Origin of the sequence: Methylorubrum sp. GM97 (genome assembly GCF_024347855.1) — a bacterium.
Classification (GTDB): domain Bacteria; phylum Pseudomonadota; class Alphaproteobacteria; order Rhizobiales; family Beijerinckiaceae; genus Methylobacterium; species Methylobacterium extorquens.
The window spans coordinates 646,195-661,346 of record NZ_AP025942.1; the positions used below are offsets into that span (position 1 = coordinate 646,195).

Annotated in this window: 15 protein-coding genes and 1 tRNA gene; 9 read left to right on the forward strand and 7 right to left on the reverse strand. The window is 67.9% G+C overall.

Translation table 11 applies throughout. The features are described from left to right. Positions 1-45 precede the first annotated feature (45 nt). The 3 genes from MSPGM_RS03110 to MSPGM_RS03120 form a co-directional block, all read right to left on the reverse strand. Positions 46-1,116 carry an ATP-grasp domain-containing protein gene (locus MSPGM_RS03110; RefSeq protein WP_003605243.1) on the reverse strand — a complete coding sequence of 357 codons (1,071 nt, stop codon included), beginning with the start codon at positions 1,114-1,116 and terminating at the stop codon, positions 46-48. A 242-nt stretch (positions 1,117-1,358) separates the two neighbouring features. Continuing rightward, positions 1,359-1,790: a DUF1810 domain-containing protein gene (locus MSPGM_RS03115; RefSeq protein WP_012752128.1), complete on the reverse strand. Its 432-nt coding sequence runs from the start codon at positions 1,788-1,790 to the stop codon at positions 1,359-1,361. Between the two features lie 61 nt (positions 1,791-1,851). Next, a complete protein-coding gene (locus MSPGM_RS03120) occupies positions 1,852-2,745 on the reverse strand; it encodes a histone deacetylase (RefSeq protein ID WP_012752129.1) in 894 nt (297 codons plus the stop codon). Between the two features lie 115 nt (positions 2,746-2,860). Between MSPGM_RS03120 and MSPGM_RS03125 the strand changes: the two genes are divergently transcribed. From MSPGM_RS03125 to MSPGM_RS03150, 6 genes are all read left to right on the forward strand, one after another. After that, complete coding sequence (locus MSPGM_RS03125) at positions 2,861-4,045, forward strand: ceramide glucosyltransferase (RefSeq protein ID WP_003602692.1); 1,185 nt, start codon at positions 2,861-2,863, stop codon at positions 4,043-4,045. A 429-nt stretch (positions 4,046-4,474) separates the two neighbouring features. Further along, positions 4,475-6,094 (forward strand): chromosome partitioning protein ParA, encoded by a 1,620-nt coding sequence (locus tag MSPGM_RS03130; RefSeq protein ID WP_261926153.1) that lies wholly within the window; start codon positions 4,475-4,477, stop codon positions 6,092-6,094. Positions 6,095-6,150: 56 nt separating this feature from the next. Then, positions 6,151-6,642, forward strand: coding sequence for a hypothetical protein (locus MSPGM_RS03135; RefSeq protein ID WP_003602695.1), 492 nt, complete (start codon positions 6,151-6,153; stop codon positions 6,640-6,642). Between the two features lie 17 nt (positions 6,643-6,659). Further along, the gene (locus MSPGM_RS03140) at positions 6,660-7,148 is read left to right on the forward strand and encodes a hypothetical protein (RefSeq protein ID WP_003602697.1); all 489 of its coding nucleotides are present in this window, start codon (positions 6,660-6,662) and stop codon (positions 7,146-7,148) included. Between the two features lie 238 nt (positions 7,149-7,386). Continuing rightward, the gene (eat, locus tag MSPGM_RS03145) at positions 7,387-8,763 is read left to right on the forward strand and encodes an ethanolamine permease (protein WP_003602699.1); all 1,377 of its coding nucleotides are present in this window, start codon (positions 7,387-7,389) and stop codon (positions 8,761-8,763) included. Positions 8,764-8,773: 10 nt separating this feature from the next. Beyond that, positions 8,774-9,466, forward strand: a complete 693-nt coding sequence (locus tag MSPGM_RS03150; protein WP_003602700.1) for a GMP synthase — start codon at positions 8,774-8,776, stop codon at positions 9,464-9,466. Position 9,467: 1 nt separating this feature from the next. Here the strand turns inward: MSPGM_RS03150 and MSPGM_RS03155 are convergent, their stop codons facing one another. Then, complete coding sequence (locus MSPGM_RS03155) at positions 9,468-10,484, reverse strand: aldo/keto reductase (RefSeq protein ID WP_003602702.1); 1,017 nt, start codon at positions 10,482-10,484, stop codon at positions 9,468-9,470. Positions 10,485-10,632: 148 nt separating this feature from the next. Here MSPGM_RS03155 and MSPGM_RS03160 point away from each other — a divergent pair, with 148 nt between their 5' ends. Then, positions 10,633-11,544, forward strand: coding sequence for an AraC family transcriptional regulator (locus MSPGM_RS03160; RefSeq protein WP_003602705.1), 912 nt, complete (start codon positions 10,633-10,635; stop codon positions 11,542-11,544). 20 nt (positions 11,545-11,564) lie between these two features. Here MSPGM_RS03160 and MSPGM_RS03165 read toward each other — a convergent pair. Together MSPGM_RS03165 and MSPGM_RS03170 are read right to left on the reverse strand one after the other, a co-directional pair. After that, positions 11,565-11,649, reverse strand: a tRNA-Leu gene (locus MSPGM_RS03165). Between the two features lie 147 nt (positions 11,650-11,796). Continuing rightward, positions 11,797-13,023, reverse strand: coding sequence for an FAD-dependent monooxygenase (locus MSPGM_RS03170; protein ID WP_003602706.1), 1,227 nt, complete (start codon positions 13,021-13,023; stop codon positions 11,797-11,799). Positions 13,024-13,233: 210 nt separating this feature from the next. Between MSPGM_RS03170 and MSPGM_RS03175 the strand changes: the two genes are divergently transcribed. Beyond that, positions 13,234-13,815, forward strand: a complete 582-nt coding sequence (locus MSPGM_RS03175; protein WP_003602707.1) for a YqaA family protein — start codon at positions 13,234-13,236, stop codon at positions 13,813-13,815. Continuing rightward, entirely contained in the window at positions 13,812-14,336 is a 525-nt protein-coding gene (locus MSPGM_RS03180; RefSeq protein WP_003602708.1) for a disulfide bond formation protein B, read from the forward strand. Before MSPGM_RS03175 ends, MSPGM_RS03180 begins: the two co-directional genes overlap by 4 nt. Here the strand turns inward: MSPGM_RS03180 and MSPGM_RS03185 are convergent. Continuing rightward, positions 14,300-14,917, reverse strand: a complete 618-nt coding sequence (locus MSPGM_RS03185; RefSeq protein WP_003602709.1) for a ParB-like protein — start codon at positions 14,915-14,917, stop codon at positions 14,300-14,302. The genes MSPGM_RS03180 and MSPGM_RS03185 overlap by 37 nt on opposite strands. Positions 14,918-15,152 lie beyond the last annotated feature (235 nt).

Consider the following 15,152-nt stretch of genomic DNA (forward strand, 5'->3'; position numbering starts at 1 on the left):
CCGGCCGGAAGCGGCGCCGCTCTCCCGCGCATCGACACGCGTGCCTCACAGGAGCTGTCCGCCGGCGAGACGGTAGCGGCCGATCGCGCTCTGGAAGGCAGCCCAGCCGGAGATCGCCGGATCGCGGACGATGTAGCGGAGATAGGCCCGCTCGGCGCGGTTCAGGCGCCAGGGCGTGAGCAGGTTTCCGCACAGGCGTCGCGGCGAGCGGATCTTGAGCGTGTCGGAATCCGGAGGGCCGCTCTCCCCCTCACGCAGGCGGCAGCCGAGGGTGACGAAGTTCAGGCCCGCCAGCATCGCCACTTCCATGTGGTACCAGAAGCGCGGGTTGCACTCGATGAAGGCGATCTCGCCATCGGGCCGGCGCCGGACGTCGAACCCGATCACCCCGTCGTAGCGGAAATGCGCGACGAGCCGGCTCGCATGCGCATCGATGGCCGGAACGCGGATCTCCTCCAGCTTCGTCAGGGTCCGGCGATAGGAGAACGAGGCGAAGATCTTTCCGGCTTCACACAGATAGAACGCACTCAACTCCTCGCCCGGCACGTAAGCCTGACAGATGATCGGTGTGTAACTGAGATGCTCGGGAAGCGCGTCGGCGGAATCGATCCGCCGCACGCCGTAGCCGCCCGACATGGCCGCCGGCTTCAGGATCAGCGGGAATTCGAGGTGGGCGTAGTCCGGGTCGCGGCGCAGATCCGCCATCGTCTCGAACCGCCGCGTCAGCGGGACGGGAAGACCGAGGTCGGCGCAGACGCCGGCGAAGCGCCACTTGTCGTCGAGCGCGTCGAAGGTTTCCTGATCCGGCACGGGATAGTACGGCGCCCCGATCTCGGCCCCATGGGCTGCCAGGAGACGCGTCGTCCGGCTGCAACTCGGGAGCACCATATCGATCTTGTTGACGGCGCAGAGCCGGCGAATATCGGCAAGATCCGATTGCCGAATATTGGCAAAATCTCCGGTAAAATCGATGTATCTTTCGCAAAAGCGCGAACGCTTCAGGAGATATGCATCGTTTGCACCCAGGACGTAGACTTCATCGAAGCATTCGCCTGCACATCGCAAAACTCGGTATTGGATGCGCGGGCCATTGGCTAAGACAAGCGCGCGCTTCATCGTAGAGCCTCATGTCCGACCAATCCCCGAACCCTCAGAGAACGGACTAATATTTGATCTTAGATCGGCGGTCTTAAACTTTTATGTTTCCGCGCAATGTAACGTCAACAACCAATCATCAGCACTCTCAACTTTTTATAATACTTCTATACTGATGCGCGACCCGGAAAAATCGGGTTAGAACTCAATTGCGGCTTTGGAGTCTGCTCGAAGCCGAAGGGCAGCGGGGCGACGCTCCCGGTTCAGCGCTGTTCCAGCCTCTCCAAGGTCAGCGGGTCGGGCCGTCCCTCGAAGAACAACGCGAGCGCACGGGCGAAATCCGGGTCGCCCGGATCGGCCTGCGCGAACAGCGTCATGGAGGAACGGAACTTCACGTCGTCGGGCGCGCCGAACAGGGCGCGGGCCGAGCGGTCCTCCCAGGCGTTGGCGGCCCGCGTACAGGTCCGCAGCCGTTCGCCGAGCAGCGGGTGGGCGAGATAGGCCTGCGCCTCGGCCAGCGAGCGGATCGCGTAGCGCCGGGCCATCGCGCTGGAGCCGAGCCCGGCGATCTGGGGGAAGATGAACCACATCCAGTGGCTCTGCTTGCGCCCGCTCCGCAGTTCCGCGAGCGCGTCCTCGTAGAGGCCGTCCTGTGCCTCTACGAACCGGTTCAGGTCGAACGCGTCGTCCGGCATCGTCTCTTCCTGTCGCGCTGTCGCCTTGCCTGGGCAAACCGGGCGCGCGGACCGGCGTTCCTCAGGCTGCCGCCATCGCCTCGAAGACGAGGGCATGGCGCGCGGCCAGGGCATCGACGTCGCTGCCATAGCCGCCGCCGATCACGGCGCAGAGCGGAATCCGCTGCGACTGCGCGAGGCCGACCACGTATCGATCGCGGGCGAGCAGCCCCGCATCGGTGAGGCAGAGGCGGCCGAGCCGGTCGTCGCGATGGGGATCGACGCCGGCATTGTAGAAGATCAGGTCCGGCGCGAAATTCTGGACCAGCGCGGGCAGGCGCGCCTCCAGCACCGCGAAGTATTCCGCATCGTCGAGCCCGTCGGGCAGGCCGATATCGAGATCGCCCGGCACCTTGTCGTGCGGATAGTTGCGCTCGCAGTGGATCGAGAGCGTGAACAGGTCGGGCTCGCGGGCGAGACAGTCGGCGGTGCCGTCGCCCTGATGCACGTCGAGATCGACGATCAGCGCCCGGGTGATCGCGCCCTCGCGTCTCAGGGCGAGGGCGGCCACCGCCACGTCGTTGAACACGCAGAACCCTGCGCCACCGGCCCGCCGCGCGTGGTGGCTGCCGCCGGCCGTGCTGCCGGCGAGCCCGTGGCTGAGTGCGAGGCGCGCGGCGCGCAGCGTTCCGCCGGCCGAGGCGCAGGCGCGGGCGGCGACCGCCTCCGTCACGGGCAGGCCGATCGCCCGCTCGATCACCCGCGGCACCTGCGCGGCGAGCACCGCAGCGACATAGGCCGGATCATGCGCGCCCGAGAGCAGCGCCGCGTCGGCGGGCTCCGGCGTGACGAAGCCGTCCGGCACGAGGCCGCGGGCGCGCAGAATTTCGGCGAGCCGGCCGTATTTGCGCATCGGAAAGCGGTGGCCCTCCGGCAGTTCGGCCTCGTAGGCCGGATGGAACACGATCGGGATCAAGGGAACGGCCTGGGACGGCGTTTGAAGTGTCACACGCCTGATAAGGCGGCGCTGCTAGGGGCGTGATGAGACGCGCCGTCGCGTCCGAAGAAACCCTCGACGGGAGACGCCGCGCATGATCGCCCTGCCGGAGAGCGGCGCGCTCGCCGCCCTTGCGCTCTGCGCGGTTCTCGTCGCCGTCAACCTCGCGAGCCTCGCGGTGGCGGCCCTGCGCATCGGGCGCAAAAGTCGCGACAAAGGCGGCGACCTCGGGAAGGCGTCCGCCTTCCCCGCAGGCGTCCCGGTCTCGGTGGTGCGGCCCCTGTGCGGCCTGGAAGCGTTCAGCGAGGAGACGCTGCTCGCGAGCTTCCGGCTCGATTATCCGGCCTACGAGCTGATCTTCTGCGTGGCGGAGGCCGGCGACCCGATCCTGCCGCTGCTGGAGCGGATGCGAGTGGCGCACCCGCAGATCCCGTCACGGCTGATCCTCGGCGACGAGCGCATCGGCGGCAATCCGAAGCTCAACAATTGCGTGCGCGGCTGGGATGCCGCCCGGCACAACTGGGTGATCCTCGCCGATTCCAACGTCCTGATGCCGCCCGACTACATCCAGCAGATGCAGGCGGCGTGGCGGACGAGCAGCGGCCTCGTCTGCTCGACGCCGATCGGCGCACGTCCTGCGAACTTCTTCGCCGAAGTCGAATGCGCCTTCCTCAACACCCTGCAGGCCCGGTGGCAGTATGCGGGCGAGGCGCTGGGCCTTGGCTTCGCCCAGGGCAAGAGCATGCTCTGGAGCAAGCCCTTCCTTGAGGCGCAAGGCGGCATCCGCGCCTTGAACGCCGAAATCGCCGAGGACGCCGCCGCGACCAAGCTCGTGCGCGCGGCGGGCAAGCGGGTGCATCTCGTCGCCTTGCCCTTCCAGCAGCCGCTCGGGCACCGTGCCCTTTCCGAGGTCTGGTCGCGGCAGGTGCGCTGGGCGCGGCTGCGACGGGTCACCTTCCCGCTGTTCTTCGCCCCCGAGATCGGGATCGGTGCCCTGCTGCCGCTGGTGCTGACGGGGTTCGTGGCGGGAAGCGTCGAGGCCACGCTCTGGCTCGTCGGCGCCGGCGCCCTCTGGTACGGGGCGGAGATCGCACTGGCCGCGCGCGCCGGCTGGCACCGCTCACCGCGGATGCTTGCCGCCCTCCTCGTCCGCGACGCCCTTCTTCCGGCGATCTGGGCGAGCGCCTGGGCGCGCACCGCCATCGTCTGGCGCGGAAACGCCATGGACATCCGCACCCGCGACGGGACCGCGTTGGAAACGGGGCCGAGCGCCGCCTGACCGCCGCGGCCCTCATGAGCGTAGGCCCCGGAGCAGCCTCCGCGCCGACGTGACGCGGTTTCCGTTGGCGAGCGGAGGCGCCCGAAGCTGATGCGTCCTCAGGTTGTACTTGCAGGGCATTATCCGCCCAGAGCGAATTCCGCGCGTATCGCAACAACCCACGCCGAAGCGTTCTTTGCAGAGGCGTTCTTTGCCGGAGCATCCCCGGCAACAGAAATCCGCACAACCTGACGGCCATCACGATCACTGGCACCAGCAATCCGACGCCACGAAAGGCAATTCTTATCAAATCATCACATTGTTGACATAAACGCAGCAATAAAATCTGGATATACTAAGCAATATTCCGTAATCACGATTTAGTTATCAAAAGACCGATACGCATCCGATCGGGAAGAAGCCTGTTGCCAACGGGTCCGGCGACTCGCGTTGCGTGACAAATCTGTTAAAAAAGCAGTAAGCACGCGAATTCGCCGTGTCGTTATGGGAAAACACACCGCGATGGCTTGGATGCCGTTCCGAAACGTGCTGCCGACGTCATCCGCCTCACGCGACCGGGACGCGGAGCAACGGCCGCGCAACCCGGAGCCGCCCCCCTCGCCGCGGCTTCCGAAGGCGGTTCTCCCCGACCTGATGGAGGGCGGGAGACGCTCCCGTTCGGCCCCCGAGCCGGCTCCGACGAACCTCGACGCCATCGGTCAACGGGACGAGGTCGTCCGGCAGCGCATCGACGCGATGGTCGGCCGCCTGGACGATCTGCGAAGCCTCCAAGACGATTTCGTGCTGATCCTGCAACCGCTGGCGAGCATCAGCAGCGAGCTGTCCAAGGCCAGCGTGCGGATCGCCGAGCTTGAGAATACGCTGACGCAGGAGGTCAGCGCCAACGGCAGCCTGCGCGACGAGGTGGCCGATCTCTCCACGAAGCTGTCGCGGATGAACAGCGAGCTGGCGGATTCCCAGGTTCACGCGAAGCGAACCCTGGAAAGCCTGCGCGAGCGCGATGCAGCGGTCGAGGCGCATCAGATCGATCTGCGCGACAAGGTGTCGGCCATCGAGAACCTGGAGCGCCAGCTCTTTTCCGAGGTCGAGCAGAACAAGGCGCTGACGAGCGAGAGCCGGGCGCTGCGGCAGGAAGCGCAGGCCGCCGACAGCGCCCTGGCGCGGTCCGAGCACGAGCTGAACAATGTCCGCGAGCGGAACAGCCTGCTGGAGGTCGAGGGACGCCGTCTGCAACTTCTGAGCGAGGAGCAGGCGACCCAGCTCGCGGATCTGGATGCCCGCCATCGCGACCTGACGACCACCGCCGAGGCCGACCGGCAGCGCCTGCGCATCGTCGAGACCCAACTCGCGACGGAAATCTCCGTCAGGGAGCGGAACGAAGCGCAGCACGAAACGGAGCTGTCCGCGCTCCGAAACGACCGCGCCAGCCTCGCGATGAAACTCGAAGCCGCGCTGAACCGGGCGACCTCGACGGAACAGTTGCTGGTGCAGGCTCGCAACCAGTTGCGGGACAAGGACGAGGAATTCCGTTCGGTCGATCGCAATTTCAAGGAAGCGACCATCGCGCGCAGCACGCTGGAACGCCGCCTCGAAGCCCTGCAAGCCGACCTTTCGCGCCAGACCGAGCGGTTCCTGGAAATCCAGCGCATTCGCGGCGAACTCGACAGCCGTTGCGACATGCTCAACAAGGCTCTGGCCGCCAAGGATGCGGCGATCGAGCAGACGACGAACCGCAACGCGGTGCTGAACGATCGCATCGAGCACCTGACCCACCGGCACGAAGCCGCCCGTGCCGATCTCGAAGCCTCCAATCGCAGATTGATGGAAGAGCTGCAGAACGAGCGCTCGGAGCGCGCGTTGCTGCAAGGTGCCCTCGACATCGCGCGCGAAAGCCGGGTCACGCTGCAGAAGCAGCACGATGCCCTGAAACGCTCGGGCCGCCCGTGGCGGGAGCAGGTGAACGACGAGTTCGACGAAGAGACCGCGCATGCCTCGGCCGACGAGGTGAGCAACGTTCGGCCGTTCAGCTCCACGGGCAAGTCGGCCTAATTCGCCGTTCCTCGGCAAAGAAGATCTGGCAAAAAAAGACTCGGAAGGATGTTTGAATGTCAGAACAGGCCGTGAAAGACGCCGCCCCTTCCTCCGGCAATTCCATTCTCATGCGGGCTTGGCAGGCCAACGTGACGCGACCGGGAGACAAGATCATCAATTTCTCGCCCGCCACCTCCGACACCGCATCCGCCTCCGACGGGGGCACGGCCTCGCCGCCGCAGCGCGACTGGGTCTCCGCGATCGACCTCGTGCAGGAGGCTGCCGAAGCGATCCGGATCAGCGAAGAGCGCGCCGTCGATCTCGAAAACCAGCTCCGAAGCGTCATCAGCCAAGCTGAGGACGAGGTGCGGCAGCTCCAGAAGACGCTCGCCTCGAACCAGGTCCTGCTGAGCCAAGCGGAGGACCGCGCCCGCCGCGCCGAAGCGCGTGCCAAGGAGGCGGAAACCTGGCTGGTCCGCATCTATGACGCCGTGTTCACGGCCTTCGGCTCGAAGAACAAGCCCGTCCCCGCGGAGACCGGCGACATCGGACAGGACGCGCCGTAAGGCGTGAACGCGCTCCGATGGACCTCGACAGCCCATGCCCGATCACCAGCGAGAGCGGCCTTCCGGTCCAGCCCTCCGAATGGGCCATGTTCGGCGTCGAAGTCAGGCTCGACGACGCATTGGGTTTGGTGAAGCAAGCCGCGGACACGATCCACGACTTGCAGCGCTGGAAAGAGATGATCGAACCGCAGGCGCTGAACCTGATTCAAAGCGTCCAGCAAGAGCGCGTCCGTTGGCAATCGGAACGATCGGCGCTGATGAACGAAATCAGTGAGTGCCGGCTGACGATTACCGCGACGAAGATGGCGCTGCGAACGGCGCTTTCGGAAAAAGAGATCCTGTCGCGTCGCTATCATGAGGCGAAAGCGGCGGCGGCCTCGTCCGAGACGCGCGCCTGCGCGGCGGAGGAGCTGCTCGCCTTCATCTACAAGACCTTCAATGTCGAGCTGAGCGAACATCCGGCAACAGGACGCATCGCTCAAATCCCGTTCGATCCTGCCGGCTAACGGCCGTCCCCGAGTGACCGCCGTCGGCTCCCGGCTCGCCCCGCCGCCGGCCCAGAGGGGTTGAGCGGCGCCAGCATGCGGCGCCCCTCCCGTGAAGGCCTCGCAGCCCCGCGCGCCTGACGAGCACCGCGACCACGGAAAGCGGCAACGCTCTTGCTTGGCCTTTCCGCCCCATGGCCCCGTTCGGACGCCGCCTCTTGTGCCGAAGCCGGTTGGGCCGGGACTGCGGAGTTGCACGATGCCGACGCCTTCGACCACGCTCGACAAGAGCCTCAACGCCTTCCATCTCTGGGGCATTGCCGTCGGGCTCGTGATCTCGGGCGAGTATTTCGGCTGGAGCTACGGCTGGGCGAAAGGAGGCACCCTCGGCTTCCTCGTCACCACCCTGTGCGTGGCCGCGATGTATGTGGCCTTCATCTTCAGCTTCACCGAACTCACCACCGCGATCCCGCAGGCGGGCGGCCCCTTCGCCTATGCGCTCCGGGCCTTCGGGCCCACGGGAGCGGCGGTGGCGGGCTACGCCACGCTGATCGAATTCGTGTTCGCGCCGCCCGCGATCTCGCTCGCCATCGGCGCCTATCTCAACGTCCAGTATCCGGGGCTCGACCCGAAACACGCGGCGCTCGGCGCCTACCTGCTGTTCATGGGCCTCAACATCGTCGGCGTGCGCATCGCCGCCACCTTCGAGCTGTTCGTCACCGTGCTGGCGGTGGCCGAGCTTCTGGTCTTCATGGGCGTCGTCGCCCCGGCCTTCCGTCTCGACAACTTCACGGCCGGCGGCTGGGCCGGAGGGGACCGCTTCGGTCCGGCGGCGATCGGCGGCATCTTTGCCGCGATCCCCTTCGCGATCTGGTTCTTCCTCGCCATCGAGGGTGTGGCCATGGCCGCGGAGGAAGCGAAAGACCCCAAGCGCACCATCCCCATCGCCTACATCACCGGCGTGCTGACGCTGACCGCGCTCGCCTTCGGGGTGATGCTGTTCGCCGGCGGCGCCGGGGATTGGAAGAGCCTGTCCGACCTCAACGATCCCCTGCCTCAGGCGATGAAGCGGGTGGTGGGCGAGTCGAGCGGCTGGCTGCACATGCTGGTCTGGCTCGGCCTGTTCGGCCTCGTCGCCTCGTTCCACGGCATCATCATGGGCTATGCCCGCCAGATCTTCGCGCTCGCCCGCGCCGGCTTCCTGCCCACACTGTTCGCGCGGGTGCATCCGCGTTTCCAGACGCCGCACGTGGCGACGCTGGCGGGCGGGATCGTCGGTATCGCCGCGATCTACAGCGACAACCTGATCAGCGTCGCCGGGCAGTCGCTCACCGCCAGCATCGTGACGATGGCGGTGTTCGGTGCGCTCACCATGTACGTGATGAGCATGGCCGCGCTGTTCCGCCTGCGCGCCAGCGAGCCGGACCTCGCCCGCCCCTACCGGGCGCCGCTCTACCCCTACGCGCCGGCCTTCGCGCTCGTCATGGCCGTGGTCTGTCTCATAGCGCTCATCGTCTACAACCCGCTGATCTTCGCGATCTTCGCCGCGGTGATGAGTGCGGCCGTTCTGCTGGTGCGGCTCAAGGCCAAGCCTGCGGCTCCGGCGACGGTTTCCGCCTTCGATCCGGCGATCTAAGCCAGGCTCCATGAACATCGCCATCCTCGAGACCGGCCACCCGCCCGAGCGGCTCGGCGGGCGCTTTCCCTCTTACGGCGCGATGGTCGAGGCGCTGATCGGCGACTGCCACGCCTTCACCGGCTTCGACGTGACGGCCGGCCACTGGCCCGAGGCGCCGGAGGCGTTCGACGCCTTCGTCATCACCGGCTCGCCCGCCTCGGTCTATGACGCGACCCCTTGGGTCGAGGATCTGCTCGCCTTCCTGCGCGGCCTCGATCGCTCGAAGAAGCTCGTCGGCCTCTGCTTCGGACATCAGGCCCTGGCGCAGGCCTTCGGCGGGCGGGTGGAGCGGTCGCAACGCGGATGGGGCCTCGGGCTGCACGCCTACGCGGTAGCGGAGCGCGCGCCTTTCATGGACGACGCGGAGACGATCGCCATCCCCGTGAGCCATCAGGATCAGGTGGTGGCCCTGCCGCCCGGCGCGCGGGTGCTCGCGGGCAGCGCCTTCACGCCCTACGGCGTGCTGGCCTGGAGCGACCGCCCCGCCCTCTCGTTCCAGTGCCACCCGGAATTCGCGCCGGACTATGCCCGCGCGCTCACCGACGGACACCGGGCCGGGGCGAGCGACCCAGCTCTGGTTTCCGCGGCTCTTGCCTCGCTGGAAGCGCCGCATGACAGCGCGCGTGTGGGCGGCTGGATCCGCCGCTTCCTGCGGGACTAGATCAGGCCCGGTAGGCGCCCTGGCGCTCCAGCATCCAGCCGGGATATTCCGGCGGCAGCCGGGTGGCCGCGTCGAGCCGGGCGAGGTCGTCGGCGTCGAGCCGCACCCGCGTCGCGGCGATATTGTCCTCGAGTTGCCCGACGCGCTTGGCGCCGACGATGACGCTGGTGACCACGTCCCGGTGCAGAAGCCACGCGAGCGCCACCTGCGCCACGCTGCACCCTCTCGCCTCGGCGATTCCGCGCATGGCATCGAGCGCGACGGCGCCGCGCGTCCGATCGACCGGCGGGAAATCGAAGGTGGTGCGCCGCCCATCCGCGGCCGCGCCCTCGCCGTTATACTTGCCCGAGAGGTAGCCGCCGGCGAGCGGGCTCCACACCATCAGCCCCACGCCCTCGGCGGTCAGCATCGGTGCAATCTCGCGCTCCAGGTCACGCCCGACCAGGGTGTAGTAGGCCTGAAGCGAGACGATGGGCGCGAGCCGGCGCATCTCGGCGATGCCGATCGCCTTCATCACCTGCCATGCCGCCCAGTTCGACAGGCCGAGGTAGCGGACATGGCCGTGGCGCACGAGGGTGTCGAGCGCCTCCAGCGTCTCCGCGATCGGGGTCGCCGGATCGAAGCCGTGGATCTGGTAGAGGTCGATATGGTCGAGGCCGAGCCGGGCCAGACTCGCCTTGCACTGACTGAGGATGTGCCCGCGCGAGGCGCCGCGGGCATTCGGACCCTCGCCCATCGGACCCAACACCTTGGTGGCGACCACCACGTCGTCGCGGGGAATGCCGAGATTCTTGAGCGACTGGCCGAGGATGCGCTCGCTCATCCCGCCCGCGTAGACGTTGGCGGTGTCGATGAAGTTGATGCCGGCGTCCAACGCGGTCTTCACGAGGGTGTCGGCCTCGTCCTGGCCGAGCCGGCCGATCTGGCCCCAGAAACCCTCGCTTCCGCCGAAGGTCATGGTGCCGAGGCAGAGTTCGGACACGAACAGGCCGCTCCGGCCGAGGGGGCGCATGCGCATGGAGAGATCTCCGTCTGGAAGGGACGGCCCCTGTTACGGCGTCCGCGGCGTCGCGTGCACGGCCGATCCTCTCAAGCCCTTGCCCGATCCTCTCAACGGCGCTCTCCCGTGATGCGCGGACAAGGAATGCTCTCTAGGATCCTCACCCATGACGACCGACCTTTCCGGCCTTGCGGCGCTGATCGAACGGCAATGGCATCGCTTCGGCCGGGAGACACCGGCTGACGGGCTGCTCCTCAACCGCGCCGAGACGCCGAGCGGGCCGATCCGCTCGGTCTACCGCCCCTCCTTCTGCGTCGTGGCGCAGGGCGCCAAGACGACGCTGCTCGGGGAAACCGGCTTCCGCTACGCCGCGGGCCAAGCGCTGTTCGCCTCGCTCGATCTCGCCGTCACGGCCCGGATCACCGAGGCAAACCCGGCGCGGCCCTATCTCGCACTCAGCCTCGCGATCGATCTCGACGCCCTGGCCGACCTGCTCAGCGCCCAGGCGGAGACCCTCGCGGAGGGAGCCGCCCCCGCCCCGGCTTTCGCGCCGCTGCGCACCGTCACGCTCGACCCCGACCTGTGCGATCCTCTCGCGCGCCTCCTGACCCTGCTCGATCACCCGCGCGACCTGCCGGTACTGGCACCGCTGATCGGGCGGGAAATCGTCTGGCGCCTGCTCGGCGGTCCGCTCGGCCCGGCCCTTCGGCAGGTCGGCCTGCCCGAGAGCCATGCCGCGCGGATCGGCCGGGCGACGGCCTGGATCCGCGAGCACTATGCCGAAACCCTGCGCGTGGCCGATCTGGCAGCGCTGGCGCGTATGAGCCCCGCGAGCTTCCACCGTCATTTCAAGGCGGTGACGACGATGACGCCGGTCCAGTTCCAGAAGCAGGTCCGGCTGCATGAGGCGCGACGCCTGCTGCTCGGCGCCGGAGACGTGGCGGGCGTGGGCTACGCCATCGGCTACGAGAGCCCGTCGCAGTTCAGCCGTGACTATCGCCGCCTGTTCGGGGCTCCGCCGGGCCGGGACGGCGCCGCGATCCGCGCGCGTCTCACCGCCGAGCCGACGCTGCCGTGATCGCTTCCGTTGGGGAGGGCTGGTGCGGGTAGAGGGAATCGAACCCCCACGCCTTTCGGCTGGCGATTTTGAGTCGCCCGCGTCTACCAATTCCGCCATACCCGCGACGCACGCGCCTCTTGGCACAAGCCGGGGCGACGGGCCAGAGCGAATTTTTGCCGGACGATCCGGTTGCACCAGGACCGGGATGCTTCGGGGCCATGCATGCGCCCGGACCCTCCGCGTGAGGAGCCATGGCTCCGTCGGCGTAACTCAATGCGACAGGCTCGGAGATTCGAGGCGGACGGTCTCCATCGCCCGGTAGGGTGACAGATCCGGCACCACGGGCGGCCGGGCGAACGCCCGAGCGGCAAGGTTGCGCAGGCTCGGATTGCTCGCGACATGCAGGGCGGTGTGCAGAAGGCGGATACCGAGGCGGCTGTGCGGGTTCATCAACCGCGGCGCGATCTTCGGGACACCCTGGGCCTTGCTCACCATCGGGCGCATGGCCCGCTCATAGGCTGCGAAAGCGCCGACGACATCGCCATTGCGGGCCATCTCGCCGGCCAAAACGTAGGGCCCGGTGAGCGCCAGAGTGGTGCCGATGCCGGCCAGCGGCGTGACGCACCACGCGGCATCGCCCGTCAGGACGACACGTCCCTTCGACCAGGTTTTCATTCGCACCTGTCGCAGAACGTCGAAGTAGAAATCGTCGGTTTCGTCCAGAGCGGCGAGCACGCGCGGCGCCTCCCAACCGGCATCCGCGAACCGCGTGCGCAGGAAGGCCTTCTGCCGGTCGGGCGGCCAATCCTGTTCGCCGCCCGGCGGTTGCTGGATCATCAGCATCGCCCGCGTCGTGCCGTGGCGATCCGGGCGCAGAGATACGCCCCGGCCCTCCGTGGCATTGTACCAGCGCCACATCCGGTCGTCGTCCGCAGTTCTGGGTATCGTGAGATAGGCGATCGTCAGGTCCATCCAGCGCGGATCGTTCTCCCCGGGGAAGACACTTTCGCGGGTCGACGATCCGACGCCCTCGGCGACGATCACGCCGTCGTAGCGCTCGGTCCGTCCACCGGCAAAGCCGACCGTGGCGCCCTCCGCGTCCTGCTCGATGCGCCTCACGCGGTCGCCGAAGCGGAAAGCGGCGTGCGTGCGGGCCGCCTCGTAGAGCAGGTGGGCCAGATCGCCGCGCAAGATCTCCATCTCGGCGGTGGGGCCGTCCCCGTCGATGTCTGCCGTGGCGAAGCGGGCGACGACCTGCCCCCGTCCGTCGATCCAAGCGGTCCCCTCCTCGCCGGTGCCGCATTCCAGAGCTGCCCGCTCCAGGCCCATCCGCCGCATCACCTCGCGCCCGACACCGCGCACATCGACGTTCTGGCCGCCGCCGCGGAATTCGGCGGCGCGCTCGACGACGGTGACGTCGAAGCCCGCACGTCCCAGCCAGAACGCGGCGGCGTTGCCGGCCACGCTGGCCCCTGTGATCAAGACGCGGCGCGACATCGGCAGAACCCGTTTCCCATCGATCCGCAGCGCTCGCCGCCCCGGCCTCGGAGATATGGGCGGCCGCGGACAGAGGCCCAGCGGGAACCCGCCCTAAGCGCTCACGACATCGCGCGCGGTGCGGTTGCCTGCGGTCAAGCGCCTCCGCCCTCGCCTCCGTGGCGCATCTGTGCTGAAAGGGCACCGCTTCCCGCACCCAAACGAGGCACCATGATCCGCCGGCTCTACGAGTGGATACTCGCGCTCGCCGCCAAGCCGTCCGCGCCCTGGGCGCTCGGAGCGGTGGCCTTCGCCGAGAGTTCGTTCTTTCCCGTACCGCCGGACGCGATGATGGTGCCGATGGCGGTGAGCCGGCCGGACCGGGTCTGGCTCTACGCGACCATCGCCACTGTCGCCTCGGTGCTCGGGGGGCTGCTCGGCTACGCCATCGGCGCGCTGCTGTTCGATTCGGTCGGGCTGTGGCTGTTCAACCTCTACGGGCTCGCCGACAAGGCCGAGACCTTCCAGGCCTCCTACGCGACCTACGGACACTGGGTGATCCTGCTGAAGGGCCTCACCCCGATCCCCTACAAGCTCGTCACCATCACCTCGGGCTTCGCCCATTACTCGCTGTTCTGGTTCATGCTGCTCTCGGTCATCACCCGCGGGGCGCGCTTCTTCCTGCTGGCATGGCTGCTCGGGCGCTACGGCATCGGCATCCGCGCGGTGCTCGACCGGCACCTCAACGTGGTGGCGGGACTGTTTGCGGCCGTGGTGATCCTGGGCTTCGTCGCCTTCAAGGTGATGCTGTGAGCCGGTTCACCCTGCGCGCCGCCGCGCTCGCCGTGGCGCTTGGCGCCGCACTCACCGTCGGCGGCGCCCTCGTGTTCGAGCACGGCCTCGGTTACGTGCCGTGCAAGCTCTGCCTGACGGAGCGGGTGCCCTACTACCTCGCCGTGCCGCTGGCGCTGATCGCCGCCCTGTTTCCGCCGCGGCCGGCGCGCTTCGTCCTCGGGCTCGTCGCGCTGGTGCTGATCTACGGCGCCGGTCTCGGCGTGTATCACGCGGGCGCGGAGTGGGGGTTCTGGCCGGGCCCCAGCGATTGCGGCGGCGGCTCCGGCGCCGGACCGGCCGACGTGACCGACTTCCTGAAGAACCTCGAGAGCGTGCGGCCGGTGGATTGCACGGCCGCCGCGTGGCGCTTCCTCGGGCTCTCACTCGCCGGCTGGAACGCGCTGATCGCCGCCGGTCTCGGCCTCTTCGCCGCGGCGGCCGCGCTCGTTGCTCGGGTCTCGGCTCAGCCGTCGAGGGGGCCGCACCAGCCGGGCAGGTAGCCGGCATCCGGCCCCTTCGCGAGGCGCAGCGCCTGCTCGAGCGCCTGGGTGAAATCCTTCTCGATCAGCTTTCGCTTCAGGTTGCGCCGGAGGTAGTCGGCCCACAGGAACTCGCTGAACGGCGTCGTGTCCTTGGCAAACCCGCCGGCCCGGCGCAGCTCGCCCGCAAGGCTGCGGAACGGGTCGTCGGCAAGATCTGCGATCACCTTCGGGATGTCGTCGAAGCCGACCCGCAGACCGGCGGCGTCGTAGGGATGGACCCAGGCCTTGTGGTCGGCCACCGTCCAGAAGGCGTCCTTGTCGAGCTTGTGCAGGTCGGCGACCACGGTCACCAGCACGTTCTCCTCGCCCTCTTCCTGCAGGGCGCGGGCGAGGTGGTGGTGGTCGATCACGTAGTGCTTCTTCTTGGGCCCCAGCAGCACCGGGATCATGTGCGAGCCGAGGAACTCCGCCTTCTTCTCGGGATCGTGTGCCCGCCAGCGGCGGCGCTTCTCCTCGACCTCACGGTAGCCCACCGTAATCTGCGTCGGGCGCAGTTCCGCGATCGGCACGGAGATGAGCAGGGGTTCGCGCGGTGCCATGAAGTCTCCCGTTCGTTTCGATTGCGCCCGGAATGGCGCCGGATCAGGCATGCCGTCCGATCCACCCTCCGAAACGCGGAAGCCGGCTTCGAGGAACGTTGCAGACGGTCGGCGACCGGGCCGGCATCTCACGGAACGTCAATCGATGCGAAGCGGAACCGATTTCGCCGGGTGCCGGACACAAGGTCGAGCCTCACAGATCCGTGAGACTGAATTTCGGGTTTCTTAGCCCACT

Excerpts from the sequence above, each read along its gene's own strand:
- MSPGM_RS03150 (WP_003602700.1), top strand. The coding sequence starts at position 8,774 with ATGAACATCGCCATCCTCGAGACCGGCCACCCGCCCGAGCGGCTCGGC.
- MSPGM_RS03125 (WP_003602692.1), top strand. The coding sequence starts at position 2,861 with ATGATCGCCCTGCCGGAGAGCGGCGCGCTCGCCGCCCTTGCGCTCTGC.
- MSPGM_RS03135 (WP_003602695.1), top strand. The coding sequence starts at position 6,151 with ATGTCAGAACAGGCCGTGAAAGACGCCGCCCCTTCCTCCGGCAATTCC.
- MSPGM_RS03110 (WP_003605243.1), bottom strand. The coding sequence starts at position 1,116 with ATGAAGCGCGCGCTTGTCTTAGCCAATGGCCCGCGCATCCAATACCGA.
- MSPGM_RS03140 (WP_003602697.1), top strand. The coding sequence starts at position 6,660 with ATGGACCTCGACAGCCCATGCCCGATCACCAGCGAGAGCGGCCTTCCG.
- eat (WP_003602699.1), top strand. The coding sequence starts at position 7,387 with ATGCCGACGCCTTCGACCACGCTCGACAAGAGCCTCAACGCCTTCCAT.
- MSPGM_RS03185 (WP_003602709.1), bottom strand. The coding sequence starts at position 14,917 with ATGGCACCGCGCGAACCCCTGCTCATCTCCGTGCCGATCGCGGAACTG.
- MSPGM_RS03160 (WP_003602705.1), top strand. The coding sequence starts at position 10,633 with ATGACGACCGACCTTTCCGGCCTTGCGGCGCTGATCGAACGGCAATGG.
- MSPGM_RS03115 (WP_012752128.1), bottom strand. The coding sequence starts at position 1,790 with ATGCCGGACGACGCGTTCGACCTGAACCGGTTCGTAGAGGCACAGGAC.
- MSPGM_RS03155 (WP_003602702.1), bottom strand. The coding sequence starts at position 10,484 with ATGCGCATGCGCCCCCTCGGCCGGAGCGGCCTGTTCGTGTCCGAACTC.
- MSPGM_RS03175 (WP_003602707.1), top strand. The coding sequence starts at position 13,234 with ATGATCCGCCGGCTCTACGAGTGGATACTCGCGCTCGCCGCCAAGCCG.
- MSPGM_RS03170 (WP_003602706.1), bottom strand. The coding sequence starts at position 13,023 with ATGTCGCGCCGCGTCTTGATCACAGGGGCCAGCGTGGCCGGCAACGCC.